The sequence below is a fragment of the Pseudomonas sp. OTU5201 genome, assembly GCF_038440135.1.
Taxonomy (GTDB): domain Bacteria; phylum Pseudomonadota; class Gammaproteobacteria; order Pseudomonadales; family Pseudomonadaceae; genus Metapseudomonas; species Metapseudomonas resinovorans.
In genome coordinates this window covers 1-24,646 of sequence record NZ_JASATC010000015.1, presented here as the reverse complement: position 1 = coordinate 24,646, position 24,646 = coordinate 1, and the positions used below count along the sequence as shown (strand labels likewise).

The 24,646-nt window shown below is 64.9% G+C and carries 20 protein-coding genes; 13 read left to right on the top strand and 7 right to left on the bottom strand.

Annotated elements, in window-relative coordinates; all coding sequences use genetic code 11:
- Positions 1-68 precede the first annotated feature (68 nt).
- Both AAHM40_RS11515 and AAHM40_RS11510 read right to left on the bottom strand, forming a co-directional pair.
- Complete coding sequence (locus tag AAHM40_RS11515; protein WP_342244765.1) at positions 69-1,454, bottom strand: sensor histidine kinase; 1,386 nt, start codon at positions 1,452-1,454, stop codon at positions 69-71.
- Positions 1,447-2,118, bottom strand: coding sequence for a response regulator (locus AAHM40_RS11510; protein ID WP_342244764.1), 672 nt, complete (start codon positions 2,116-2,118; stop codon positions 1,447-1,449). Before AAHM40_RS11510 ends, AAHM40_RS11515 begins: the two co-directional genes overlap by 8 nt.
- A gap of 202 nt (positions 2,119-2,320) precedes the next feature.
- Between AAHM40_RS11510 and AAHM40_RS11505 the strand changes: the two genes are divergently transcribed.
- The 6 genes from AAHM40_RS11505 to AAHM40_RS11480 all read left to right on the top strand — a co-directional run bounded on the left by AAHM40_RS11505 (position 2,321) and on the right by AAHM40_RS11480 (position 8,637).
- Entirely contained in the window at positions 2,321-3,586 is a 1,266-nt protein-coding gene (locus AAHM40_RS11505; protein WP_342244763.1) for an OprD family porin, read from the top strand.
- A gap of 37 nt (positions 3,587-3,623) precedes the next feature.
- Positions 3,624-4,598 (top strand): Bug family tripartite tricarboxylate transporter substrate binding protein, encoded by a 975-nt coding sequence (locus tag AAHM40_RS11500; RefSeq protein WP_342244762.1) that lies wholly within the window; start codon positions 3,624-3,626, stop codon positions 4,596-4,598.
- A 96-nt stretch (positions 4,599-4,694) separates the two neighbouring features.
- Positions 4,695-5,138, top strand: coding sequence for a tripartite tricarboxylate transporter TctB family protein (locus AAHM40_RS11495; protein WP_342244761.1), 444 nt, complete (start codon positions 4,695-4,697; stop codon positions 5,136-5,138).
- 1 nt (position 5,139) lies between these two features.
- Complete coding sequence (locus AAHM40_RS11490) at positions 5,140-6,648, top strand: tripartite tricarboxylate transporter permease (RefSeq protein ID WP_342244760.1); 1,509 nt, start codon at positions 5,140-5,142, stop codon at positions 6,646-6,648.
- A complete protein-coding gene (locus AAHM40_RS11485) occupies positions 6,641-7,663 on the top strand; it encodes an AbrB family transcriptional regulator (protein ID WP_342244759.1) in 1,023 nt (340 codons plus the stop codon). The genes AAHM40_RS11490 and AAHM40_RS11485 overlap by 8 nt, the downstream gene beginning before the upstream one ends.
- Positions 7,664-7,776: 113 nt before the next feature.
- On the top strand, positions 7,777-8,637 hold the full coding sequence (locus AAHM40_RS11480; protein WP_342244758.1) for a DUF6279 family lipoprotein: 861 nt from the start codon (positions 7,777-7,779) through the stop codon (positions 8,635-8,637).
- A gap of 13 nt (positions 8,638-8,650) precedes the next feature.
- On the opposite strand, the gene ung is transcribed toward AAHM40_RS11480, so the two are convergent.
- Complete coding sequence (gene ung, locus AAHM40_RS11475) at positions 8,651-9,346, bottom strand: uracil-DNA glycosylase (protein ID WP_028626333.1); 696 nt, start codon at positions 9,344-9,346, stop codon at positions 8,651-8,653.
- A 109-nt stretch (positions 9,347-9,455) separates the two neighbouring features.
- Between ung and AAHM40_RS11470 the strand changes: the two genes are divergently transcribed.
- Positions 9,456-10,298, top strand: a complete 843-nt coding sequence (locus AAHM40_RS11470; RefSeq protein WP_342244757.1) for an HDOD domain-containing protein — start codon at positions 9,456-9,458, stop codon at positions 10,296-10,298.
- A 144-nt stretch (positions 10,299-10,442) separates the two neighbouring features.
- Here the strand turns inward: AAHM40_RS11470 and AAHM40_RS11465 are convergent, their stop codons facing one another.
- A complete protein-coding gene (locus AAHM40_RS11465) occupies positions 10,443-11,324 on the bottom strand; it encodes an AraC family transcriptional regulator (protein ID WP_342244756.1) in 882 nt (293 codons plus the stop codon).
- A 131-nt stretch (positions 11,325-11,455) separates the two neighbouring features.
- Between AAHM40_RS11465 and AAHM40_RS11460 the strand changes: the two genes are divergently transcribed.
- From AAHM40_RS11460 to mmsB, 5 genes are all read left to right on the top strand, one after another.
- A complete protein-coding gene (locus AAHM40_RS11460) occupies positions 11,456-12,949 on the top strand; it encodes a CoA-acylating methylmalonate-semialdehyde dehydrogenase (protein WP_342244755.1) in 1,494 nt (497 codons plus the stop codon).
- A gap of 64 nt (positions 12,950-13,013) precedes the next feature.
- On the top strand, positions 13,014-14,177 hold the full coding sequence (locus AAHM40_RS11455) for an isobutyryl-CoA dehydrogenase (protein WP_342244754.1): 1,164 nt from the start codon (positions 13,014-13,016) through the stop codon (positions 14,175-14,177).
- 10 nt (positions 14,178-14,187) lie between these two features.
- On the top strand, positions 14,188-15,006 hold the full coding sequence (locus AAHM40_RS11450; RefSeq protein WP_342244753.1) for an enoyl-CoA hydratase: 819 nt from the start codon (positions 14,188-14,190) through the stop codon (positions 15,004-15,006).
- Positions 15,007-15,029: 23 nt separating this feature from the next.
- Complete coding sequence (locus AAHM40_RS11445) at positions 15,030-16,133, top strand: enoyl-CoA hydratase/isomerase family protein (RefSeq protein ID WP_342244752.1); 1,104 nt, start codon at positions 15,030-15,032, stop codon at positions 16,131-16,133.
- Between the two features lie 43 nt (positions 16,134-16,176).
- Positions 16,177-17,061 (top strand): 3-hydroxyisobutyrate dehydrogenase, encoded by an 885-nt coding sequence (mmsB, locus tag AAHM40_RS11440; RefSeq protein WP_342244751.1) that lies wholly within the window; start codon positions 16,177-16,179, stop codon positions 17,059-17,061.
- Positions 17,062-17,130: 69 nt separating this feature from the next.
- Here mmsB and AAHM40_RS11435 read toward each other — a convergent pair whose 3' ends face one another.
- The 3 genes from AAHM40_RS11435 to AAHM40_RS11425 all read right to left on the bottom strand — a co-directional run bounded on the left by AAHM40_RS11435 (position 17,131) and on the right by AAHM40_RS11425 (position 22,096).
- On the bottom strand, positions 17,131-18,489 hold the full coding sequence (locus AAHM40_RS11435) for an HlyD family type I secretion periplasmic adaptor subunit (protein ID WP_342244750.1): 1,359 nt from the start codon (positions 18,487-18,489) through the stop codon (positions 17,131-17,133).
- Positions 18,479-20,635, bottom strand: a complete 2,157-nt coding sequence (locus tag AAHM40_RS11430; protein ID WP_342244749.1) for a type I secretion system permease/ATPase — start codon at positions 20,633-20,635, stop codon at positions 18,479-18,481. Before AAHM40_RS11430 ends, AAHM40_RS11435 begins: the two co-directional genes overlap by 11 nt.
- A gap of 108 nt (positions 20,636-20,743) precedes the next feature.
- Positions 20,744-22,096, bottom strand: coding sequence for a TolC family outer membrane protein (locus tag AAHM40_RS11425; protein ID WP_342244748.1), 1,353 nt, complete (start codon positions 22,094-22,096; stop codon positions 20,744-20,746).
- A 340-nt stretch (positions 22,097-22,436) separates the two neighbouring features.
- On the opposite strand from AAHM40_RS11425, the gene AAHM40_RS11420 reads away from it, so the two are divergent.
- The coding region (locus AAHM40_RS11420) for a retention module-containing protein (RefSeq protein WP_342244747.1) at positions 22,437-24,646 on the top strand (2,210 nt) is incomplete at its 3' end.

Below are 24,646 nucleotides of genomic sequence, written 5' to 3'. Positions count from 1 at the left end.
ACAGCCTACCCACCCGGCGATTCCCTACCGACGGTGGAAACCCGCGGCAGTCATTGCCACAGCAAGCATTAGGCCGGTGGAAAGCTCACCCGCACCTTCAGCCCGCCGCCTTCGCCATCGTGCAGGCTGATCTCGGCCTGGTGGGCGCGGCAGATCTCGCCGACGATGGCCAGCCCCAATCCCGCCCCACCGCTCTGCACATTACGCCGGTAGAAACGCTGGAACACTTTGTCGCGCTCCTCAGGCGGGATGCCGCTGCCGTCATCTTCCACCTCCAGCACCGCCGGCGAGCATACCCGCAGGGTCACGTTGCCGCCCTTTGGGGTGTGGGCCAGGGCGTTGTCCACCAGGTTGCACAGCAGCTCATTGAGCAACGTCGGTTCGCCCATCACCCAGACCTGGTCTTCCGCCTCCAGCGCCAGGGCGACGCCGCGGGCATGAGCCAGGGGCGCCAGGGCCATGCCCAGCTCACGGGCCAGTTGACCCAGTTCGATACGTTCGGCGCCGCCCTCGGCGATAGCCCGCGCGCCACTCTCGATGCGTGCCAGAGATAGCAACTGGTTGGCCAGGTGAGTCAGGCGATCGGTGTTCTGCGCGGCTTCCTCCAGGGTCGAGCGCCAGACCGCGGGTTCCTGATCGCGCAGGCCCAACTCCACCCGCGCCTTGAGCGCTGCCAAAGGGGTGCGCAGTTCGTGGGAGGCATCGGCAATGAAATCCGCCTGACGCTGGAACAATCCGCGCAGGCGCTCGGTGAACTGGTTGAGGGCGTCCACCAGGGGACGCAACTCGCGCTGTACCGCCACTTCGGGCAGGGGCCGAAGGTCATCGGCCTGACGCTCCTCCACCGCCAGGCGCAGCTTGTTCAAGGGCCGCAACGCCGCGCTGACCGCCAGCCACACCAGTACCAGCGCCGCCACTACCAGCAGCACCAGCCGCCACAGGCTGTCCACCAGCAGGCCCCGAGCCAGTCGCTCGCGTGCGCTTTCGGTTTCGGCGACACGAATCTCGGCGATGCCATTCAGGCGCGGTTCGCTGACCGGTTGCAGCAGGCTCACCACCCGCACCCCAACGCCCTCGTACTCAGCATCGTAGAAGCGCGCCAGCGCCGGATAGTCGTCAGTGCGCGGCGTGCCCGGCGGTGGCGCCGGCATATGCTCATAGCCCGACACCAGCTTCCCGTCCGGGTCGATCACCTGGTAGAAGATGCGCCCCGCGCTGTCGTAGGCGAACACATCCAGCGCCACATAGGGAACATCCGCCCTCAGGCGACCGTCGGTTTCGTAGAGACCATCGGCAATCGCGCGGGCCGACGCCAGCAATGTGCGGTCGTAGGCGGTGTCGGCGGCTTCGCGGGCGCTCCAGTAAGAGCTCAGGCTGGCGATTAGCAGCAAGGCGCCCAGCATCAGCGCCAGGCGGCGCAGCAGCCGCCCGCGCAGGCTGCCGGCTTCACGCATCCTGGCTCTCCAGCAGATAGCCCAGACCCCGGAACGTGACGATGCGCACCGCGCTGCCTTCCAGCTTCTTGCGCAGGCGGTGGATGTAGATCTCGATGGCGTCGGGACTGGCCTCCTCATCCAGGCCGAACACCTGGGAAGCCAGTTGTTCCTTGCTCATCACCCGCCCGGGCCGTGCGATCAACGCCTCCAGGACGGACTGCTCACGCGACGTCAGACTGAGGATTTCATCCGCCAGGCTGAAACGCCGCGTACCCAGGTCATACACCAGCGCCCCGCAACGCTGCTGCGCCTCGCCGCCAAGCACGCTGCGACGCAGCAGCGCCTTCACCCGCGCCTCCAGCTCAGTCAGCTCGAAGGGCTTGGCCAGGTAGTCATCCGCCCCCAGGTTGAGGCCGTGAACCCGGTCTTTCACCTCGCCGCGGGCGGTGAGCATCAGCACCGGCAGGGTCTTGCCACGTCCGCGCAAACGCGCCAGCACCTCGAAGCCATTCATGCGCGGCAGCCCCACGTCCAGTACTGCCAGGGCGTAATCCTCACTGGCCAGGGCCAGGTCGGCGGCCACGCCGTCATGCAGCACATCCACCGTCCAGCCCGCGCCCTTGAGCGCCTGGGCAACGCTTTCAGCCAGTTGGGGATGGTCTTCGACCAGCAGGATTCGCACGAGAATGTCTCCAAAATGGCAGCGATCACTCGGAAGTTTAACGGCCGATTAAAGGCTGTGAACGTTGCACGAACTTTCTTTCACGCTGAAAGGCTGGCGAAAGTTTCACTGCATAGCATCGCGACAGGGTGGCAACGACCACCCGTAAAAAAGCCGGCCCGTGGTTGCGCCGGCTAACAAGAACAACAACGGAGACCACTCGATGCTCACTGCCGCACGGCAGGCATTTGCGCCTGTTTGCACCTTCAGTCTCGCCATCGCCAGCAGCACCCTGGCCACCCAGGCCCATGCCGAGTTCTTCAAGGACAGTTCGGCCACCCTCGAAGCCCGCAACATCTACCTCAACCGCGATTTCCGCGAAGGCTCCGGCCAGTCGAAACGCGAAGAATGGGCGCAAGGCTTCATCCTCAACCTCGAATCCGGCTACACCGAAGGCACTGTCGGCTTCGGCCTCGACGCCCTTGGCATGCTCGGCATCAAGCTCGACTCCAGCCCCGGCCGCAGCGGCACCGACTTGCTGCCAGTGCAGGACGATGGCGGCACCCCGGACGAGTACAGCAAGCTCGGCCTGACCGCCAAGCTGCGCGCTTCCAAGAGCGAACTGCGCCTGGGCACCCACATTCCCGAACTGCCCGTGGTGAAAGCCAGCGACAGCCGCATCCTGCCCCAGGTATTCGAGGGCGGCCTGCTCACCTCCAAGGAGATCAGCAACCTGACTTTCACCGGCGGACGTCTGTCGGAGGTCAAGGACCGCGCTTCCACCAACTCCGAAGACCTGGCCATCAACAACAAGAACAAGCGCTTCGCCGCAGCCGCCACTGGCGATCACTTCGACCTCGCCGGTGCCGACTACGCCTTCAACACGCACTACACCGGCCGGTACTACTTCGCCGAGCTGGATGAGGTCTACCGCCAGCACTTCTTCGGCCTGCTCGCCAGCCAGCCACTGGGTGCCGGCACCCTGAGTGCCGACCTGCGCTACGCCATCAGCGACGACACCGGCCGTGCCGAGGCCGGCAAGGTGGACAACCGTGCCCTCAACGGCATGGTCAGCTACGGCCAGGGGAGCCACAAGGTTGGTCTGGGCTATCAGCGCATGAGCGGCGACACCGGTTACGCCTACATCGATGGAAGCGACCCCTTCCTGGTGAACTTCGTGCAGATCAACGATTTCGCCAACGCCGACCAGCAGTCCTGGCAGGCCCGCTACGATCTGGACTTCGCCGCCATGGGCGTACCTGGCCTGAGCTTCATGACCCGCTACATCACCAGCGACAACGCTGAAGTCACTGGCAGCAGCGACGAAGGCCGCGAGTGGGAGCGCGACGTCGAGTTCAAGTACGTCGTGCCCAGCGGCAGTCTGAAGAACCTCACCCTGCGTGCACGCCACGCCGGATTCCGCTCCAGCTTCGCCCGCGATGCGGATGAACTGCGCCTGATCGTCAGTTACGCCCTGCCGATCTGGTAAAGCCTGAACCACAATAAAACTCCACAGGAGAACCCCGATGAAAACCGCCCTCTCCCGCATTGCCCTGATCACTTCTGGCCTGTTGCTGTCCACCCAATTGCTGGCCGAGCCCAAGCGCCCCGAGTGCATCGCCCCGGCCAAGCCCGGCGGCGGCTTCGACCTCACCTGCAAGCTGGCCCAGAGCGGCCTGAAGGACGGCGGCCTGCTCGAGGCGCCCATGCGCGTCACCTACATGCCCGGCGGAGTTGGCGCCGTGGCGTACAACGCCGTGGTAGCCCAGCGCCCGAAAGATGCCGGCACCATCACCGCCTTCTCATCGGGCTCCCTGCTGAACCTTGCCCAGGGCAAGTTCGGCCGCTACGACGAGAACGCCGTGCGCTGGCTGGCCGGCATCGGCACCGACTACGGCGCCATCTCCGTGCGCGCCGATTCCCCGTACAAAACCCTGGGCGAACTGGTGGAAGCGGTGAAAAAAGACCCTGCCTCCATCGTCTTCGGCGCCGGCGCCACCATCGGCGGCCAGGACTGGATGCAAACCGCGCTGATCGCCCGCGCCGCCGGCATCGACCCGCAGAAGCTGCGCTACGTTGCCTTCGAGGGCGGCGGCGAAACCCTCACCGCCATGCTCGGTGGCCACGTGCAAGTGACCAGCAGTGGCCTCGGCGAGATCACCCCGCAACTGGCAGCCGGCAAGATCCGAGTTCTCGCCGTGCTCTCCGACCAGCGCCTGCCGGGCAAGCTGGCCGAAATCCCCACCGCCAAGGAGCAGGGCTTCGATATCACCTGGCCGGTGATCCGTGGCTTCTACATGGGCCCGGAAGTCAGCGACGAAGACTTCAACTGGTGGAAACAGCAGTTCGACACCCTGCTGGCCAGCGACGATTTCTCCAAGCTGCGTGAACAGCGCGACCTGTTCCCCCTCAGCCTCACCGGCGACCAGTTGAAGGCCTACGTCTTCGAGCAGGTGAAGCAGTACAAGCAGCTCGCCGGCGAATTCGGCCTGGCGCAGTAGCCCTCCCCTGAAGATCGGGTGATGCGGTCAATTCCCTCACCCCCGGCCCCTCTCCCAATGGGAGAGGGGGAATCAATGATTCCTAGGTAAACCGCCATGTACGTACGAATCTTCGCTGCGGTCTGGCTGCTCGTCTGCGCCCTGCTCGCAGTGGTCGCCTGGGGCTTTCAGGCCCCCTTCAGCTACGACCCGGTCGGCCCACGCGCCTACCCCCTGCTGCTCCTCTTCCTGATGGCAACGGCCGCACTCTGGCTTCTGTACAAGCCGGGCGACGCCGAAGACCTGCCGATTTCATGGCCGTTGGCTCGCAAGGTCGCACTCTGCGTCGCTGCCCTGTTCGCCTACGCGCTGCTCTTTGAACCCCTGGGCTTCGTTGTCAGCACCTCCCTGGTCGGCTTCGGCCTCGGCCTGCTGTTCATGGGCCGGCCGCTGCCGAGCCTGGTCAGCGGCGTGCTGATGGGCGTGTTGCTCTACGGCCTGTTCGACTACCTGTTGGACGTTCCGCTGCCCCTGGGCCTGCTGGCCTTCCTGGAGAACTGAGATGGAAACCCTCAACTTCCTGGCCCAGGGCTTCGACGTCGCCCTGCGCCCGATCAACCTCCTGGTGGCGCTGTTCGGCGCCTTCGTAGGCACCGTCGTCGGCCTCTTGCCGGGCCTCGGCCCGATCAATGGCGTGGCCATCCTGTTGCCCCTGGCCTTCGCCCTCGGCCTGCCGCCGGAGACCGCGTTGATCCTGCTGGCCGCCGTGTACCTGGGCTGCGAGTACGGCGGACGCATCTCGGCGATCCTGCTCAACGTACCCGGCGACGCCGCCGCCATCATGACCACCCTCGACGGCTACCCCCTGGCGCGTCAGGGCAAGGGCGGCATCGCCCTGTCGCTGTCGGCCATGAGCTCCTTCATCGGCAGCACCATTGCCACCATGGGCGTGGTGCTCTTCGCGCCGATCCTGGCCAACTGGGCGGTAGCCTTCGGCCCGGCGGAGTACTTCGTACTGATGGTCTTCGCCATTGCCTGCCTGGGCGGCATGGTCGGCGACAAGCCGGTGAAAACCCTGCTCTCGGCGCTCATCGGACTGGGCCTGGCCACGGTCGGCGTGGACGCCACGACCGGGGTCTACCGCTTCACCTTCGACAGCGTCGGTCTCTCCGACGGCATCCAGTTCGTGATCGTGGTAATCGGCCTGTTCAGCGTCAGCGAAGTGCTGCTGATGCTCGAACACACCGCCACCGGTCAGCAGGCGGTCAAGGCCAGCGGGCGCATGCTGTTCAACTTCAAGGAGTTTTCCTTTACCTGGTGGAGCAGCGTGCGCAGTTCCCTGGCCGGTTTCGTCATCGGCGTGCTGCCGGGTGCCGGTGCCACCATCGCCAGCGCCATCACCTACATGAGCGAGAAGCGCATGGCCGGCAGCAGTGGCCGCTTCGGTGAAGGCGACCTGCGCGGCGTGGCCGCTCCGGAAGCGGCCAACAACGCCTCGGCCTGTGGCTCGCTGATCCCCATGCTGACCCTCGGCGTGCCGGGCTCGGGCACCACCGCCGTGATGATCGGCGCCCTGACCCTCTACAACATCACCCCCGGTCCGCTGCTGTTCGAGCAGCAGCCCGACGTGGTCTGGGGCCTGATCGCGTCGCTGTTCATCGGCAACGTCATCCTGCTGGTGATGAACATCCCGCTGGTGGGCCTGTTCGCGCGCATGCTCAGCGTGCCGACCTGGATCCTGGTGCCGGCGATCACCATCGTCAGCGTCGTCGGCGTGTATGCCGTTCACAGCACCACCTTCGACCTGGTGCTGATGGCCGCCCTCGGCGTGTTCGGCTACCTGCTGCGCAAGATGGACTTCCCGCTGTCATCGCTGATCCTCGGTTTCGTCCTGGGCGAGCTGATGGAATCCAACCTGCGCCGTGCCCTGTCCATCACCAATGGCGACCTCGGCATTCTCTGGAGCAGCCCGATCACCATCGCGCTCTGGGTGCTGACGGCGATCATGCTGGCGTTGCCGGGGATTCGCTGGATGCGCGCTCGGGCCAAGGCGAAGCTGGCCCATGCCTAAGTGGCTGCTGACGCCGCTGGTGGGTGCCGCTGGCGGCTGGCTGGCCAGCCTGGTTGGCTGGCCGCTGCCGTGGATGGTGGGCTCGCTACTGGCGGTGATCGCCGTACGCTGCATCGGCAATCTGCCACTGGCGGAAGTCCCTGGCGGACGTAAGTGCGGTCAGTGGATCGTGGGCGCGGGCATCGGCCTGCATTTCACTCCGGCCGTGATCGAACAGGTGCTGGCCAACAGCGCGATCATCCTGATCGGGGCCGTGGCCACCACCCTTTCCAGCGTCATTGGCATCAGCCTGATGCTGCGCAGCGGCGAGGACCGCGCCACCGCCTTCTTCGCCAGCATGCCGGGCGGCGCCAGTGAGATGGTCAACCTAGGCCAGCGTAACGGCGCTGTACTCAGCCGCGTCGCTGCCGGCCAGAGCCTGCGCCTGCTGCTGGTGGTGCTGAGCGTGCCGGCGCTGTTCCAGTTCTTTCTCGGCGTTCCCGCCGTCCAGCACCAGGCCGCAACCGTGGACTGGAGCTGGCTTGTGGCGCTGTTGGCCAGTGGCGCGCTGCTGGCTGCGTTGATGCAGCGCTTCCACCAACCCAACCCCTGGCTGATCGGCCCGCTGCTGGTCAGCGCCGCCATGAGCATCGGCTTCGACCTGCAGTTGGGCCTGCCGCAAGGCGCCAGCCAACTCGGCCAGTGGCTGATCGGCAGTGCCCTGGGCTGCCATTTCGATCGCGCGTTCTTCCGCCGCGCGCCCTCCTTCATCGCCCGCACACTGCTGGCCACCTCCCTGGGCATGGCCTTCGCCGCCGTGGCTGCAGAGCTGCTGGGCTGGCTGGACGGGCTCGACCACCGTTCGCTGATGCTGGGCATGATGCCGGGCGGCATCGCCGAACTCAGCCTCACCGCTGAAGCGCTGCAATTGTCGGTGCCTCTGGTCACCGCCCTGCAGGTACTGCGACTGCTGCTTGTGTTGTTCCTCGCCGAGCCAGTGTTCCGGCGCTGGCAAAAGCAAGAGACCCACGCTTAGCCCGCCTCGTGCGGGCTCTTTTTCTCCGGCAACATCCGGTTGCGGGTGCGAAATCATTCGCAACAAGACGCGCCTATGCTCTTCCTATCCGATGGTTGCCAAGGCTGACCGCCATGTCCGGACGCATCGCACCGCTTCGTCTCCTGCTGTTCGCCACCGCCTTGCTGCTGGCCTCCTGCAGCCGTCTCGACCTGGCCTACCGCAACCTGGACCTGATCATCCCCCTGTGGGTCAAGAGCTACGTCACGCTCGACGACCGACAGGTGCAATGGTTGGACAGTCACCTGCAACAGCACCTGGCATGGCATTGCCGTACGCAACTACCGATCTATGTCGACTGGCTGGAAAGCGTCCGCCTCCAGGCGAAGCAACCGCACCTGGAGCCAACCACGGTGCAAGGCTGGATCGACAATGTGCAGGGCTCGATCAAGCGCATATCCGTTGAAATCACGCCAACCGTGGTCGGGCTGACCGAAAGCCTGAGCCCCAGGCAAGTGGGTGAGCTTTATGTCGCCATGGACGAGAAGAACGAGGCGCTGCACGACGAGTACCTGGCGCCATCCATGACCGAGCAGGTGGACCAACGCACCCAGCGCATGGTGGAGCGGGTTGAGGACTGGATGGGCCGGGCCACAGCCCGCCAGCGGACAAGGATCGCCGAGTGGTCAAAAGCCCAGGGCGAGTACAACCGGATCTGGATGGAGAATCGCCAGGCCTGGCAATTGGCCCTACGCCGCACCTTGTACGCGCGTCACAACCCCGACTTCCAGGCGCAGCTGACCAGCCTGCTGCAGTCCCCGAAAACCCACGGGACCGCAGCGTTCCGGACCTTCGAGACCCAGCAGCTCCAGGCCTTCGCCAGCCTGCTTGCGGACCTGTTCAACCAGGCCGAGACGGACCAGCGCCAGCACCTGGACAATCGCCTGGCCGACCTGGCCAGCGACCTGCGCGGCCTGGCCTGCTACCCGCGCTGACCGCTCAGAGCGCTCAGAGCGCGGGCAGGCTCCATTCGATGGGCTCCAGCCCATGCTGGGCCAGGAATTTGTTGCAGCGGCTGAAGTGGCCGTTGCCGAGAAAGCCCCGGTACGCCGACAGTGGCGACGGATGCGCCGATTTCAGGATCAGGTGTTTGGTGGGGTCGATCAGGCGCTCCTTGCCTTGCGCGTGGGAACCCCAGAGCAGGAACACCAGGCGCGGACGACTCTGGCTGACCACCTCGATCACCTTGTCGGTGAAAGGCTGCCAGCCGGCAGCGGCATGGGAGCCGGCGCGGGCCTGTTCGACGGTAAGGGAGGTGTTGAGCATCAGCACGCCTTGATCGGCCCAGGACTGCAGGTAGCCGTGGGACGGAATCTCGATGTTCAGGTCGCGCTTGAGTTCCTTGTAGATGTTCTGCAGGGACGGCGGCGCCGGCACGCCCGGCTGCACCGAGAAGCACAAGCCATGGGCCTGACCCGGGCCGTGGTAGGGGTCCTGGCCGATGATCACCACCTTCACCCGCTCCAGCGGCGTGGAGTTCAGCGCATTGAAGATCAGCGGTCCCGGCGGGAAGATCACCTTGCCGGCGGCCTTCTCCTGGCGCAGGAACTCACTCAGGGCCTGCATGTAGGGTTTATCGAACTCATCTCGCAGGGCTTCTTTCCAGCTCGCTTCGAGCTTGATCCGGTCGTCGCTTTCAGTCATCGCTTTATCTGTTCCGTGGCGGTTGCCGGGGCGCTTCCCGCCCGATGGTCGGGCACCCTAAGAAATGCCCACTACCCTTGTCAATCAAGGACGCCAGGAGCAATCCCACATGGACAACCGTCACGACAACGTGAAACTCGCGCTCTACGAGCGCTTTCTCAAGGACGCCGGTGCATTGCCGCCGATGCCGGGGGTCTCCCTGCGCTTGCGCCAGCTGCAGACGGCGGACGCGGCCAACCACGAACAAGCCAGCGCCCTCCTGGAGGCCTGTCCCGCGCTGGCCGATCGCCTGAAGGAATTCGCCAGCCTGCCCCTGCTCGGCCACATCCACCCCGGCGCGCAATTGACGGACGTGGTCCAGCAACTGGACGGCAGGCGTCTGGCCAACCTGGTGCTGGCCTTTGAACTGCGGCAGCTGTACGAGGGCAGCGAACCTAGCCTGGAAAAAGTCTTCAACAAGCGCTGGCGTCTCAGCCTGCAACGCGCAGCCTTGAGCGCCGGCCTGGCGCAACACCTGCCCCACCTGGAAGCAGAAGACGCCCTGCTGGCCGGCCTGCTGCAGGACGTCGGCAGCCTGCCGCTGCTGAAGGAACTGCACCAATGGCCACAAGTGTCACGCCTGGAAGTCGACCTGCAGCGTCTCTGTGAACAACTCTCCGCCGAACTGGGCGTGCTGCTGCTCACCGCCTGGAAGCTTCCCGGCAACCTGCAGGACTGCGCCCGCCTGCGCCGCGACTGGTGCCGCCAGCACAAAGGCCCGGTGGATCTGGCGGACGTTGTGCAGGTCGCCAGCCAATTACTGGAAGAACCCCGCGACGATGATCGCCTGGCCCGGCTGCCCGCCTACCAGCGCATGGAGCTGCCGGCACCGCAGGTACTGCGCGCCGAACTGGCGGAAGTCGTGGCGTTGTGGATGAAGTTGCTGGGTGGGCGCCCGGTGGAGACCGACTGACGAGCTTGTTCGCAGCGCTCCCTCTTCACCCGCCGGGAAAGTATGGGCCGGAGGTGAGGGATGGTGGGTTTTCAAAGGCTTGGGAGGCAGCCCTTCGGCCTGTTTGGCGAATGAATTCGCCCCACAGGGTTCTGCTCCACCCAATCACCCCTGGTGCAAGGCCCGGTAATGACTGGGTGCCATCCCCACCACCTTCCGGAACAGCCGCGAGAAGTAGTAGACGTCCTCGTAACCCAACTGCTCGGCGATCTGCTTTACCCCCTGATCGCCTTCGTCGAGAAGGCGGCAGGCATGGGCCATTTTCAGTTGAATGAAGTCCTGGATCGGCGCATGGCCGGTCAGGGCTCGGTAGGTCTTGGCGAAGTGGAAGCGCGACAGCTTGAACTGCGCCGCCAACTGGTCGAGCTTGAGGCTGTCGTGAAGATGGGCACGCATCACCGCCTGTACCGCGTCCACGTCCAGCACCCGGCCGGACTTGAGATAGCCCCGCACCGGCAGTACCGCCAGGGAGGTCAGCAGGGTCTGCAACTGATGGGCGGCATGGACGAAATGCGGCAGGTTCAAGCCTTGCTTGCGCAGTCCCAGCAGGCCATCCAGGTCCGCCAGCAACCTCGGCTGCACGCCTATCCGGCGCATGGCCGACTGGCCCAGGGGGCGCAGGTAGTCCTCCACCAACTCGCCTTCGAAATGCACCCAGTAGATGCTCCAGGGGCGCTGTGCATCTGCCCCATAGGCATGGGCACGGCCCTTGGGCAACAGCAGCAGGTCACCCCCTGCCACCTCGAATCGTCCATCCCCGCTTTCCAGCCAACCCTGCCCGGAGCGGCAGTAGATCAGCAGGCTGTCTTCGGGTTCAAGGCGTTCCATACGGTGCCCCAAGGCCTCCGGGTAGTAGCCCAGGGCCAGTGGATAACAAGCGCAAGTCAACGGATGACGGGCCAGCAGACGGCGAAGCCGGGGCGGCGTGGTGAAGCGCACGCCGTTCGCCGGCAGGGGCCAGTTGGATGTCTCGACGGAGCGGCTCATGGTCGTTCTTGTAGTGGCCTGCAATACCAAGATCGTCCATCCCACAACCAAGATCGTCAATCCACAATTGGTTCGGCGGCCGCTATAAAAGCAAGAAACGACAAGGTCCCGTCTTACGGGTGGAGGACCAGATGGCCAGGACACTTCCACAACTGATCGGCGGTGAATGGCGCGAAAGCCGCGCCCGCGAGCTGATCGAAGTCACTGACCCGGCAACCCAGGAGGTCCTGGCCCTTGCGCCCAAGGCCACTGCCGAGGAGATCGAGGCCGCTGTCGCCAGCGCCAAGAATGCCTTCCAGAGCTGGCGCGAAGTCCCGGTGCCGGAGCGCGCCCGGCTGATGCTGCGCTACCAGCAACTGCTCAAGGACCATCACGACGAACTGGCCGAGCTGCTGGCCAGTGAAACCGGCAAGACCTTCGCCGATGCCAAGGGCGACGTCTGGCGCGGAATCGAAGTGGCCGAACACGCCGCTAACGTGGCCAGCCTGATGATGGGCGAGACGGTAGAGAACGTCGCCCGCGAGATCGACACGGCCAGCTGGGTACAGCCGCTGGGCGTATGCGTCGGTATCACCCCCTTCAACTTCCCGGCGATGATCCCGCTGTGGATGTTTCCGCTGGCCATCGCCTGCGGCAACACCTTCGTCCTCAAGCCGTCCGAGCAAGACCCGCTGACCCCCAACCGACTCGCCGAGCTCTTCATCGAAGCCGGCGCGCCCAAGGGCGTGCTGCAGGTTATCCACGGCGGCCGCGAGCAGGTGGACGCCCTGCTCACCCATCCCGACGTACGTGCCATCTCCTTCGTCGGCTCGGTGCCGGTAGGCCAGCACATCTACCGCACAGGCACCGCCCACCTGAAACGGGTACAGGCCTTTGCCGGCGCCAAGAACCACATGGTGGTACTGCCCGACGCCCACAAGGACCAGGTGCTGAGCAATCTGATCGGCGCCAGTTGCGGTGCCGCCGGCCAGCGCTGCATGGCCATCAGCGTGGCGATCTTCGTGGGAGAGGCGCGCCAGTGGATTCCCGAACTGGCTGCGCAGATGGCCGAGCTGCGCCCCGGCCACTGGAAAGATGCCCATTCGGCCTTCGGCCCTTTGATCAGCCAACAGGCTCGCCAGCGCGTACTGCGGCTGATCGCCGAGGGCAAGGCCGAAGGCGCCGAATGCCTGCTGGACGGTTCTCAATGCGAAGTGCCGGGCTACCCGAACGGCAACTGGCTGGGCCCCACGCTGTTCCGCGGCGTGACGGCGAAGATGGGCCTCTACCGTGAGGAGATCTTCGGCCCGGTGCTGCTGTGCATGGAGGCAGACACCCTGGAAGAGGCCATCGCCCTGGTCAACGCCAACCCCTACGGCAACGGCACCAGCCTGTTCACGCGCTCCGGCGGGGCCGCGCGGCACTTCCAGCACGCGATTGAGGTCGGCCAGGTGGGGATCAATGTTCCCATTCCGGTACCCCTGCCCTTCTTCTCCTTCACTGGCTGGAAGGGTTCGTTCTATGGCGACCTGCACGCCTATGGCAAGCAGGCGGTGCGCTTTTACACCGAAACCAAGACGGTCACGACGCGCTGGTTCGATGACACACCGGTCACCGGCCCGAACATGACCATCCACCTGAAGTAGGGGCGAACTCATTCGCCAAGCGGTGCGCAGCATCGCCACGGAACCGAGCACAGGCAGACGATCCATGGATTTCGACCTCACCGAAGAACAACGCCTGCTGGTGGACAGCGCCCGCGCCTTTGCCAGCCATGAACTCACCCCTCACGCAGCCGAGTGGGACCGCGACCATCACTTCCCGCTGGAGGTGATCCGCCGAGCCGCCGAACAGGGTTACCTGGGGCTGTATATCAGCGAAAACGATGGCGGCCTGGGTCTGTCCCGGCTGTCGGCCGCGCTGATTTTCGAGCAACTGGCCGCCGGCTGCGTGGCCACCACCGCCTACCTGACCATCCACAACATGGCCGCCTGGATGCTCGCCTCCTTCGGCGATAGCGAGCTGAAGGCACGCTGGCTGCCTGGACTGATCAGCGGCGAGCTGCTGGCCTCCTACTGCCTGACCGAACCGGATGCCGGGTCCGATGCCGCCCACCTGCGTACCCGCGCCCGCCGCGACGGCGACCACTACGTGCTGGACGGCAGCAAATGCTTCATCTCCGGCGCTGGCAGCACCCAGGTTCTGATCGTCATGGCGCGTACCGGGCAGGACGGTGCCAAGGGCATCTCCTGCTTCCTGGTGCCGGCCGATGCCGAAGGCATCCGTTACGGCCGCAACGAAGACAAGATGGGCTGGCGTGCCCAGCCAACCCGTACCATCACGTTCGAGGGGGTGCGAATCCCGGCTGGCCATCGCATCGGCCCGGAAGGCGAAGGCTTCGTCTACGCCATGAAGGGTCTGGACGGCGGCCGCCTGAACATTGCCAGCTGTTCCCTTGGCGCCGCCCAGGCGGCCCTGGAACAGAGCCTGCGCTACGTGGAGGAGCGCAAGCAGTTCGGCAAGCCATTGGCCGATTTCCAGGCTTTGCAATTCAAGCTCGCCGACATGCTCACGGCACTCACCGCCAGCCGGCAGATGGTGCGTCTGGCCGCCCACCGCCTGGACCAGCGCCACGCGGAGGCCAGCCTCTACTGCGCCATGGCCAAGCGCTTTGCCACCGACCAGTGCTTCGCGCTGTGCAACGAAGCCCTGCAGCTGCACGGCGGCTATGGCTACCTGAACGACTATCCTCTGGAGCGCTGGGTGCGCGATACCCGGGTGCACCAGATCCTCGAAGGCACCAATGAAATCATGCGCGTCATCGTGGCGCGCCGTTTACTGGAACAGGGCGGAACCCTTGACCGTCTGTTGTAAGGAGATGCACATGAGCACTGCCGTAGAACCCTACCAGCCCGGAATCTTCGACCTGACCCACAAGCTGACGGTGGAGAAGCACGGCCACACGGCGCTGATCACTATCAACCACCCGCCGGCCAACACCTGGGACCGCGAGTCGCTGATCGGCCTCAAGCAACTGATTGAGCACCTCAACCGCGACGACGACATCTATGCCCTGGTGGTGACCGGCCAGGGGCCGAAGTTCTTCAGCGCCGGGGCCGACCTCAATCTCTTCGCCGATGGCGACAAGGCTCGCGCCCGTGAAATGGCCCGGCGCTTCGGCGAGGCCTTCGAGGCCCTGCGCGACTTCCGTGGCGTGTCCATCGCCGCGATCAACGGCTACGCCATGGGTGGCGGCCTGGAATGCGCCCTGGCCTGCGACATCCGCATCGCCGAGCGCCAGGCGCAGATGGCCCTGCCCGAAGCCGCCGTGGGCCTGCTGCCCTGCGCCGGCGGTACTCAGGCCCTGCCCTGGCTGGTGGGCGAAGGTTGGGCCAAGCGCATGATCCTGTGCGGTGAGCGCGTGGATGCGGAAACCGCCCTGAGCATTGGCCTGGTGGAACAGGTGGTGGACAGCGGCGAAGCCCGCGGCACTGCCCTGCTGCTGGCGGCCAAGGTGGCGCGGCAGAGCCCGGTTGCGGTACGCACCATCAAACCGTTGATCCAGGGCGCACGGGAGCGTGGGCCGAACGGCTGGCTGCCGGAAGAGCGTGAGCGCTTCGTCGACCTGTTCGACGCCGACGACACCCGCGAAGGCGTCAACGCCTTCCTGGAAAAACGCGACGCGCACTGGCGCAACAAATGACCGAACGCGGGACGAGAACGACTATGAATGTGAGTTTCGAAGAACGCAGCGGCCTGCACGGGGCCCGTATCGGCATCGCCAGCCTGGACGCCGAGGCCAGCCTCAACGCCCTGTCCCTGCCGATGATCGAGGCCCTGGACGCCAAACTGCGCGCCTGGGCCGAAGACCCGGAAATCGTCTGTGTGCTGCTGCGCGGCAATGGTCCCAAGGCCTTCTGCGCCGGCGGCGACGTGCGCAAGCTGGTGGACGCCTGCCGCGAGCAGCCCGGCGTGGTGCCGCCGCTCGCGGGTCGCTTCTTCTCCGACGAATACCGTCTCGACCACCGCATCCACACCTATCCCAAACCGCTGATCTGCTGGGCCCATGGCCATGTACTGGGCGGTGGCATGGGCCTGATGCAGGGTGCCTCGATCCGCATCGTCACCCCGTCCAGCCGCCTGGGGATGCCGGAAATCAACATAGGCCTCTATCCCGACGTTGGCGGCAGCTGGTTCCTCGCCCGCCTGCCCGGCAAGCTCGGCCTTTTCCTTGGCCTGGGCGCTGGAACCATCAATGCCCACGACGCACTGGATCTCGACCTGGCCGACCGATTTCTCCTGGAGGACCAGCAAGACGCCCTGCTCGCCGGCCTGGTCCAGCTCAACTGGCAAGACCAGCCCAACGCCCAGCTCAACAGCCTGCTCAAGGCGCTGGAGCACGAATCGCGCAGCCAGTTGCCGGAAGCCCAGTGGCTGCCGCGGCGCAAACGCATCGATGAGTTGCTGGACGTCGCTGACCTGCCGGCGACCTGGAAAGCCATGACCGCCCTCCAGCACGACAGCGACGTGCCGCTGGCGCGCGCCGCCAAGACACTCGCCGCCGGTTGCCCGCTCACTGCCCACCTGGTCTGGGAGCAGATTCGCCGGGCGAAGCACCTGTCGCTCGCCGACGTATTCCGCATGGAGTACGCCATGAGCCTGAACTGCTGCCGCCACCCGGAATTCCCCGAAGGCGTGCGCGCACGGCTGATCGACAAGGACAACGCGCCGCGTTGGCACTGGCCGGATGTGGCGGCCATTCCCCGTGCGGTGATCGATGCCCATTTCGAGCCGGTCTGGGAAGGCCGGCACCCGCTGGACGATCTCTGAGACGCTGATCGCTACCGCGCAGCACCGGACAAGGAGAACCACGATGAGCAAGATCGCCTTTATCGGACTGGGCCACATGGGCCTGCCTATGGCCCGCAACCTGCTCAAGGCCGGCCATGACCTCAGGGTTTACGACCTGGTGCAGGCCGCCATCGACGAGCTCGCGGCCGAAGGCGCCAAGCCGGCACGGGATGCGCGGGACGCGGTCAGCGGTACCCGGGTGGTGATCACCATGCTGCCCGCCAGCAAACACGTAGAAGGGTTATTGCTCGGCAGCGACGGCCTGCTGGAGTCCATCGCCCCCGGGAGCCTGGTGCTGGAATGCTCGACCATCGCCCCCGAATCCGCACGCAAGGTGCATGCGGCGGCCAAGGCACGCGGCATCGAGCTGCTGGATGCGCCAGTATCGGGCGGCACGGCCGGCGCGGCGGCGGGCACCCTGACCTTCATGGTGGGCGGCGAAGCGGCGGCACTGGAAAAGGCACGGCCGGTCTTCGAGGCCATGGGCAAGAACATCTTCCACGCCGGCCCCGACGGCGCCGGCCAGGTGGCCAAGGTGTGCAACAACCAGTTGCTGGCGGTGCAGATGATCGGTACCGCCGAGTCCATGGCTCTGGGCGTGGCCAACGGCCTCGACCCGGCCATCCTCGCCGAGATCATGCGCCAGAGTTCGGGCGGCAACTGGGTGCTGGAACGCTACAACCCCTGGCCGGGCGTGATGCCCAACGCGCCGGCGAGCAGGGACTACGACGGCGGCTTCATGGCCGAGCTGATGACCAAGGACCTGGGCCTGGCCCAGGAGACCGCGCAGCACAGCCTCTCCAGCACCCCCATGGGCGCCCTGGCGCTGCAGCTCTATCGCCTGCTGCTCAAGCAGGGCAAGGGCAAGAAGGATTTCTCGGTGGTGCAGAAGCTGTTCGCGGAGTGAGGTCAGAAGGAGCTGGGCGGGAAACCGTAGGCGGTGGATAGAAGAGCACTATCCACCCTACAGGCCTGATCAGCGCTCGCGCAGAGCCTCTGCCTTGGCGCGGACGATGGGTTTGAGCAGGTAGCTGAGGATGCTCTTCTTGCCGGTCATGATATCCACCGAAGCGACCATGCCGGGAATGATCAGCAGCGGGTTCTGGTCGCTACCCAGGTGGCTCTTCTGGGTGCGCAACTTGATCAGGTAGAAGCTGTTGCCGTCTTCGTCCGTAATGGTGTCCGCGCCGATCTGCTCCAGATCGGCGGTCAGCCCGCCATAGATGGTGAAGTCATAGGCGGTGAACTTGACCATGGCGCGTTGTCCGGGGTGCAGGAAGGCAATGTCCTGCGGCCGAATGCGTGCTTCTACCAGCAGCGTGTCGTCCAGCGGCACGATCTCCACCAGGTCGCTGCCCGGCTGGATCACGCCACCGATAGTGTTGACCAGCAACTGCTTGACAATACCCCGCACCGGCGAGGTGACCAGGGTGCGCTTGACCCGGTCCTCCAGGGCCTTGCCGGTGGCATTGGCCTTGTTCAGCTCGGTACGCGCCTCGTTCAACTGGGCCAGCGCCTCGCTGCGAAAGCGCGAGCGGGTTTCGGCGATCTTGCGCTCAGCTTCCTTGATCGCTGACTCGGCGCGGGGAATCGCCAGGCTAGTGGCTTCCAGCTCGCCTCGGTTCTCCACTTCGGCACGGCGCAAGCGCAACACTTCCACCTTGGAGATCGCACCCTGGGCCACCAGGGGCTCAGAGATGGCGATCTCCTGACGCAGCAGCTGCAGGCTGTTGCGGTATTGGCCCTGCTTGGAGATGAACTCCTGCAGCTCCTGGCGGCGCTGCACCAGTTGTTCCTCAAGGCCGGCCACCTCTTCCTGAAGCTGTTGCTGCCGACTGCGGTACAGGGCGTCCTCGCTGTCCGCCTGCTCGGGGGCGACGTTGCGAAGCGCTTCGGAAATCTCCAGCGGGCGGTCGTCAACCTCGGCGCTCAGGCGCTCGACCCGCAGCTGCATGGCATTGCGGTCAGCCTCGGTCTCGCCGACGTTCGACTCGAAACGGGTTGGGTCCAGACGCAGCAACGGATCACCCACTTCCACTACCTGGCCCTCGCGGATGAAGAGCTCGGACACGATGCCGCCTTCCAGGTTCTGCACCTTCTGCAGCTTCGAGGAGGGAATCGCCTTCCCTTCGCCACGGGTGACTTCATCCACCTGGGCAAAGTGCGCCCAGAGCGCCATGAACAGGGTGAAGCCGATGAGGGTCCAGATGGTCAGCCGCACAACGCGCGGTGCATCTTCCACCAGGGCCTTGTTGACCTCCGGCAGCGGTTGGTCGGACAGCGAGTCACCGCCCTTGAAGTACTGGCGCAGCGCGCCGAAGCCCTTATGCGACACTGATCTGCCCCTTCTTCAGCGCTTCCATGACCGCTTCCTTCGGGCCGTCGGCAATGACCCGTCCACGGTCGATGATCAACAGGCGATCCACCAGCGAAAGCATCGAGGCGCGGTGAGTGACCAGCAACAGGGTCTTGTTGGCGATCACCGAGGCAAGGCGTTCCTTGAGGCGCTCCTCGCCAGGGTTGTCCATCGAACTGGTGGGTTCGTCGAGCAGCAGGATCGGCGGGTCGAGCAGCAAGGCGCGCGCCAGGGCAACGTTCTGCCGCTGGCCGCCGGAGAGGTTCTGCCCCCGCTCCCCGACCTGCAGCTCATAGCCCTGTGGGTGCATCCGGGCGAATTCGTGCACGCCGGACAGTTCCGCCGCCTGCAACACCAATTCATCTTCCACGTAACGGGCGCCAGACATCAGGTTGTCGCGCAGGGTACCGCTGAACAGCTGGATGTCCTGGGGGACGTAACCGACGTTGTGGCGCAGCTCGCTGACGTCCAGCTGGCGAATATCGGTGCCGTCCACCAGCAGGCTGCCGGAGTCAGCCTGGTAGAGCCCGACGATCAGCTTGGCCAGGGAACTCTTGCCGGAACCGCTGCGGCCGATGATGCCGATCTTCTCGCCCGGGCGAATGATCAGGTTGACGTCGCTCAGGGCCGGGATCTGCTGATGCGGGTAGGTGAAGCTGATCTGGCGCAGCTCAAGGCTGCCCTGCAGCTTGGAACGGACCAGCGGTTGCTCGCCCTCCTGGCGCTCCTGGGGCAGGTCCATCATCTGGTCCACGGAAATCATGGTCAGGCGCGCCTGCTGATAGCGCGTGAGCAGGCCGGAGAGTTGGGTCAGCGGTCCAAGGGCACGGCCGTTGAGCATGTAGCAGGCGATCAGCCCGCCCATGCTGAGGTCGCCGGCCATGATCAGGTAGACACCGGCCACTATCATCACAACGCCGGCCAGTTGCTGGATCATCAGCGTCAGGTTCATCGCCAGGCTGGAGAGCATCTTCACCCGCAGCTCGAGGCGGCCAAGGGTGCCGATGGTCTGCTCCCAGAGGTACTGGCGGTCGCTCTCGGCGTTGTTGACCTTCACCGCATCGAGACCGGCGAGGGTTTCGATCAGGCTCGACTGACGTTCGGCGGCCAGCGCCATGGTGCGATCCATGGTTGCCACCAGCGGTTTCTGCAACAACCAGCTGATGCCCATGGCCAGCGGGAAGGCAAGGATCGGAACCCAGACCAGATGCCCGCCCAGCAGGCCAATCACCAGCAGGATCAACAGGGTGAACGGCAGGTCGATGACGCTGGTCAGGGTCAGCGAGGCCAGGAAGTCCCGTAGCGTCTGGAACTCATGGATGTTCTGGGCAAAGCTGCCGACCCGCATCGGGCGGTACTTCATCGCCATGCCGACGATGCGCTCGAACAAGGTGGCGGAGATGATCAGGTCGGTCTTCTTGCCAGCCAGGTCAAGGCACAGGCCGCGCATGGTCTTGAGCAGCAGGTCGAAGAAGTAGGCGCCAGAAATACCGATGGCCAGCACCCAGAGGGTCGCGGCGGCCTGGTTGGGCACTACGCGGTCGTATACGTTCATCACGAAAAGCGGCGCGCCGAGCCCGATCAGGTTGATCAGCAGGCTCGCGGCAACGGCGTCGATATAGAGCCAGCGCGAGCGCTTCAGGGTGTCGCGGAACCAGGACTGGGTACGCGGAATCAGGCTGCCCTGGTTGAGGTCGTACTTGTGCTGGGGTTGGGCGAAGAATACCTGGCCGCTGTAGTCCTCCTGCAGCAACTCGCGAGAAACCTTCACCTCGCCGCCATCGCTCTCGCTGAGCAGCAGGCGAGCAGTTCCATCGTCGCTCCAGCCGAGCATCACCGCGCAACGGCCTTCCTTGAGCAGCAGCAGCGCGGGCATGGCGATCTTCGGGATCTGTTCCAGGCGGCGCTGCAGGAGGCGCCCCTGCAGACCGGCACGGGCCGCGGCGCGGGGCAGCAGTTCGGCAGTCAGGCGCTGTTTAGGCAGTGGCAGGCCACTGGTGAGCATGGCCCGGTTGGCGGGCTTGCGGTGCAGGACACAAAGGGATAGCAGCGAGTCCAGCAACGGGTCGTCATGCTGCCCACGGGGATCGGTATTGAGTTGAATCGGGCTGACTTCTGGATCCACGCCTGGGCACTCTGCTCTGGGTTCTACGAAAGACTCTGCCTGGAGCCGGACTCAACGCCAGGGCGAAGCAGGCGCTTCGACCCGGCGGTTCAGGTGGGATCCAGGGATTCAGTTCAAGCCGGGAAGGGTTGCCTCTGGCTTCAGTTCGGTCTGTACGACCGTTGCCATCGGTGCCACCACTCCCTGGCTCTTCAGCAACTCGCCTATGGTCGCCTTGATGCGGTACTGAGTAAACAGCTCGGTGTAACGCAGATCCACCAAGCGACGCGAGGCAGTGAAGAGTTCGTTCTCGCTGTCCAGCAGGTCGAGCAAGGTCCGTTCGCCGATGCTGAATTGCTGCTGGTAGGACGCACGCACGCGGGTGCTGTAGTCGACGTACTGCTGGGCAATCGGCACCTGCTCTCGGGCGTTGTTCAGGGCATTCCAGGACAGGCCCAGTTCCTCGTTCAGCACACGCAGGGCGTTGTTGCGAATGTCCAGCGCTTCGTTGATCTGGTAGGCCTTGGACTCCAGGTCAGCCTTGTTGCTGCCACCGGCGAACAGGTTGTAACGCATGCGCAACATTGCCTGCCATTCGTTGACGTGGCCGTTTTCGCCGTCCAGGTCATTGTCCGCTCCACGGGACAATTCGGCATCGAAACGCGGATAGAAGAAGGACTTGGCGGCGTCATACTGCTTCTCGGCAGCGGCGACATCGGACTCGGCGGAGCGCAGGATCGGGCTGTTGGCAAGCAGGGTCTGGCGAGCCGACTCCAGGGACTCCGGCAATTGCCCCGGCAGGCCAGCCGGCTCGCTGAGTTCCACCGGATCCACGCCCACGACGCTGTAGAAATTGGTGCGAGCGTCGCTCAGGTTGGTCTGTTCGGTGATCAGGTTGTTGCGAGCCTGGGCCAGGCGAGCTTCTGCCTGGTCCTGGTCGGCCAGGCGCCCTACCCCACGCTCACTGCGCAGGGTGATCTGGTCGAAGATGCGTTCGTGGCTGCGCAGGTTTTCCTGGGCCAGGCGCACCATCTCCTGGCGGCGCAGCACGTCGATATAGACCTGGGCCACGTCCAGCGCGGTGCGCTCGGAAGTACCGAGCAACGAGTAGGCGCGGGAGTTGACGGTGGCCTGCTGGCGGCCCACCTCGTTCTTGGTGGCAAAGCCGTCGAACACCATCTGTTGAAGACGCAGGCTGGACTCACCACGGGTCATGGTCTTCCAGTGGTCGTCGCCGGTGGCGCGAGTGGTGGTGTTGTCAGTGCCCTCACGGCCATATCCCCCCAGCAGGTCCACTGAAGGCAGATACCCCCCCTTGGCAGCCAGAAGCTGTTTGTCGGCCGACAGACGGCTGTTCACCCCAGCCTGGATCTCCGGATGGGCATCCATGGCACGTTGCATTGCCTCGGAGAGGCTCTGGGCGTGGGCGGGCAGGCTGACAGCCAGGGCGAACGGGAGAACGGTGGAGAAGCGCAGACGCATGTTCTTGGCATCCTTTTCGTTGAATTGGAGGTCCGGAAACTTCACCGGAAATGGCCTTTAGTCGAGGCCTGGCCGGCGTGACACAAGTCACACTTTACGGCACGGGACGATCAATGAATATCAAAGTGACAGCATGCAATCGATTGTTTAGGATGGGAGTCAATTGGTCAATACTTTGGCATATCTTCAATAGCCAATCGTAATAAGCCAATTTATTGGCGCCACCTTTATGCCACGTCTTAAACTATAGAAAAGGAATGTCAGTCCTGCGCTTGGTCGTCGACGGAACGACCCCCAGCGACGACAAGCCAGCTGAGAGCCACTCCAGGAGAGTCACCCCATGAGCAGTGTTGTTGCGATCGTCAAAAGCATTGTCGGCCAGGTATTTGCCATGTCGCCCGAGGGTATCCAGCGCCTGCTCATCGAAGGCGACAGACTCTTCAAGGGCGATCAGTTGCAGACCGGCCTCGAAGGCATGGTGACGCTCGAACTCACCGATGGCCGCACCGTCGACCTCGGCCGCGATAGCCAGTGGAGCGAATCCGATGCGGACGCCAGCACTGGAGCCCAGGCGCCCCAGCCGGCCACGCAGACGCCCGCCGATGACGTTGCACAACTGCAGAAGGCCATCGAGGCCGGCGTCGACCCGACCAAGGAACTCGAAGCCACTGCGGCCGGCCCGAGCGCGGGTGGCGCTGGTGGTGGTGCCGCCGGTGGCGGCCATAGTTTCGTGATGCTGGATGCAACGGGTGACCGGGTCGACCCAACCATTGGCTTCTCGACCGGAACCGAGCCACTGGCCGGCGCAGCGCTGGTCGAAGAGGACGGCACTCCCACCGTGAATGCCACGCTCCCGTCGAATGATGGCCAGCAGCCCACCCCTGACATTCCAGATAGCCCCAACTCGTCCCCGCAAGGCCAGGACGCCAGCATCACCACTGACGAAGACACCCCGATCACAGGTCAGCTGGGGGCCACCGACCCCGATGGCGACCCGCTCACCTATGCGCCTGGCGACGCCCCGCGCAACGGCACCGTGGCGATCAACCCGGATGGCTCCTACACCTACACGCCCAACCCGAACTTCAACGGCACCGACAACTTCACGGTCATCGTCGATGACGGCAAAGGCGGCACCGACACCATCGTCGTCACCATTGGCGTGAATCCGGTAAACGACGCCCCCGTTGCAGCCAACGATGGCCCGACTGCGGTCACCGAGGACACGCCCGCCACCGGAAACGTGCTGACCAACGACCGCGACTCCGACGGCGATACCCTCACCGTCACCCAATTCACGTTGGGCGGCACGACCTACACCGCCGGCCAGACCGCCAACCTCACCGGCGTTGGCACCCTGGTCATCAATGCCAATGGTTCCTACACCTTCACTCCGGCGCCGAACTACAGCGGCCCGGTACCCACCGCGACCTACACGGTCAGCGACGGCACCACGACCGATACCGCCGAACTGAACTTCGCCGATGTCACCCCTGTGGACGATGCCTCGGTCCTGAGCCCCGACAGCAACACCGTGGCCGAAGACAATCCAGCTACCGGTAACGTGCTCGGCAACGACAGCGATGCGGATAACACGCTCACCGTTGCCAGCTTCACCGTATCCGGCGTCACCGGCAGCTTCACCGCGGGCTCCAGCGCGGTCATCGCCGGCGTCGGTACCCTGACCATCGCCGCCAATGGCAATTACACCTTCACTCCGGTGGCCAACTGGAATGGCGCGGTACCTGAAGTCACTTACACCACCAACACCGGCAGCGAGACCACGCTGAACATCACCGTCACCCCGGTGAACGATGCGCCGCTGGCCACCAACGACGGCCCGATTGCGGTCACCGAGGACACCCCGGTAAATGGCAATGTGCTGACCAACGACAGCGACATCGATGGCGACAGCCTGACCGTCACCCAGTTCGAAGTGAACGGCACCACCTACCAGGCCGGCGATACCTCCACCATCAATGGCGTTGGCTCGCTGGTCATCAATGCCAACGGCAGCTTCACCTTCACCCCGGCGTCGAACTACACCGGTCCGGTACCGACGGCGACCTACACCGTCACCGACGGCACCACCACCGACACCGCCGAGCTCAACTTCGCTGACGTCACCCCGGTGGACGATGCGTCCGTCCTGGTGGCGGACACCAACACCGTGGCCGAAGACAACCCGGCCACTGGCAATGTCCTGGGCAACGACAGCGACGTAGACAACGCACTGACCGTCGCCAGCTTCAGCGTGGCTGGCGTCACTGGCAGCTTCACCGCAGGCTCCAGCGCGGTCATCGCCGGCGTCGGTGTCCTGACCGTCGCCACTAACGGCAACTACACCTTCACTCCGGTGCAGAACTGGAACGGCGAGGTGCCCGAAGTCACCTACGTCACCAGCACCGGCAGCAGCTCGACGCTGGATATCACCGTGACCCCGGTGGACGATGCGTCCGTCCTGGTCGCTGACACCAATACCGTGGCTGAAGACAACCCGGCCACTGGCAATGTCCTGGGCAACGACAGCGACGTAGACAACGCACTGAC

Excerpts from the sequence above, each read along its gene's own strand:
- AAHM40_RS11515 (WP_342244765.1), bottom strand. The coding sequence starts at position 1,454 with ATGCGTGAAGCCGGCAGCCTGCGCGGGCGGCTGCTGCGCCGCCTGGCG.
- AAHM40_RS11505 (WP_342244763.1), top strand. The coding sequence starts at position 2,321 with ATGCTCACTGCCGCACGGCAGGCATTTGCGCCTGTTTGCACCTTCAGT.
- AAHM40_RS11500 (WP_342244762.1), top strand. The coding sequence starts at position 3,624 with ATGAAAACCGCCCTCTCCCGCATTGCCCTGATCACTTCTGGCCTGTTG.
- AAHM40_RS11495 (WP_342244761.1), top strand. The coding sequence starts at position 4,695 with ATGTACGTACGAATCTTCGCTGCGGTCTGGCTGCTCGTCTGCGCCCTG.
- AAHM40_RS11490 (WP_342244760.1), top strand. The coding sequence starts at position 5,140 with ATGGAAACCCTCAACTTCCTGGCCCAGGGCTTCGACGTCGCCCTGCGC.
- AAHM40_RS11485 (WP_342244759.1), top strand. The coding sequence starts at position 6,641 with ATGCCTAAGTGGCTGCTGACGCCGCTGGTGGGTGCCGCTGGCGGCTGG.
- AAHM40_RS11480 (WP_342244758.1), top strand. The coding sequence starts at position 7,777 with ATGTCCGGACGCATCGCACCGCTTCGTCTCCTGCTGTTCGCCACCGCC.
- ung (WP_028626333.1), bottom strand. The coding sequence starts at position 9,346 with ATGACTGAAAGCGACGACCGGATCAAGCTCGAAGCGAGCTGGAAAGAA.
- AAHM40_RS11470 (WP_342244757.1), top strand. The coding sequence starts at position 9,456 with ATGGACAACCGTCACGACAACGTGAAACTCGCGCTCTACGAGCGCTTT.
- AAHM40_RS11465 (WP_342244756.1), bottom strand. The coding sequence starts at position 11,324 with ATGAGCCGCTCCGTCGAGACATCCAACTGGCCCCTGCCGGCGAACGGC.
- AAHM40_RS11460 (WP_342244755.1), top strand. The coding sequence starts at position 11,456 with ATGGCCAGGACACTTCCACAACTGATCGGCGGTGAATGGCGCGAAAGC.
- AAHM40_RS11455 (WP_342244754.1), top strand. The coding sequence starts at position 13,014 with ATGGATTTCGACCTCACCGAAGAACAACGCCTGCTGGTGGACAGCGCC.
- AAHM40_RS11450 (WP_342244753.1), top strand. The coding sequence starts at position 14,188 with ATGAGCACTGCCGTAGAACCCTACCAGCCCGGAATCTTCGACCTGACC.
- AAHM40_RS11445 (WP_342244752.1), top strand. The coding sequence starts at position 15,030 with ATGAATGTGAGTTTCGAAGAACGCAGCGGCCTGCACGGGGCCCGTATC.
- mmsB (WP_342244751.1), top strand. The coding sequence starts at position 16,177 with ATGAGCAAGATCGCCTTTATCGGACTGGGCCACATGGGCCTGCCTATG.
- AAHM40_RS11425 (WP_342244748.1), bottom strand. The coding sequence starts at position 22,096 with ATGCGTCTGCGCTTCTCCACCGTTCTCCCGTTCGCCCTGGCTGTCAGC.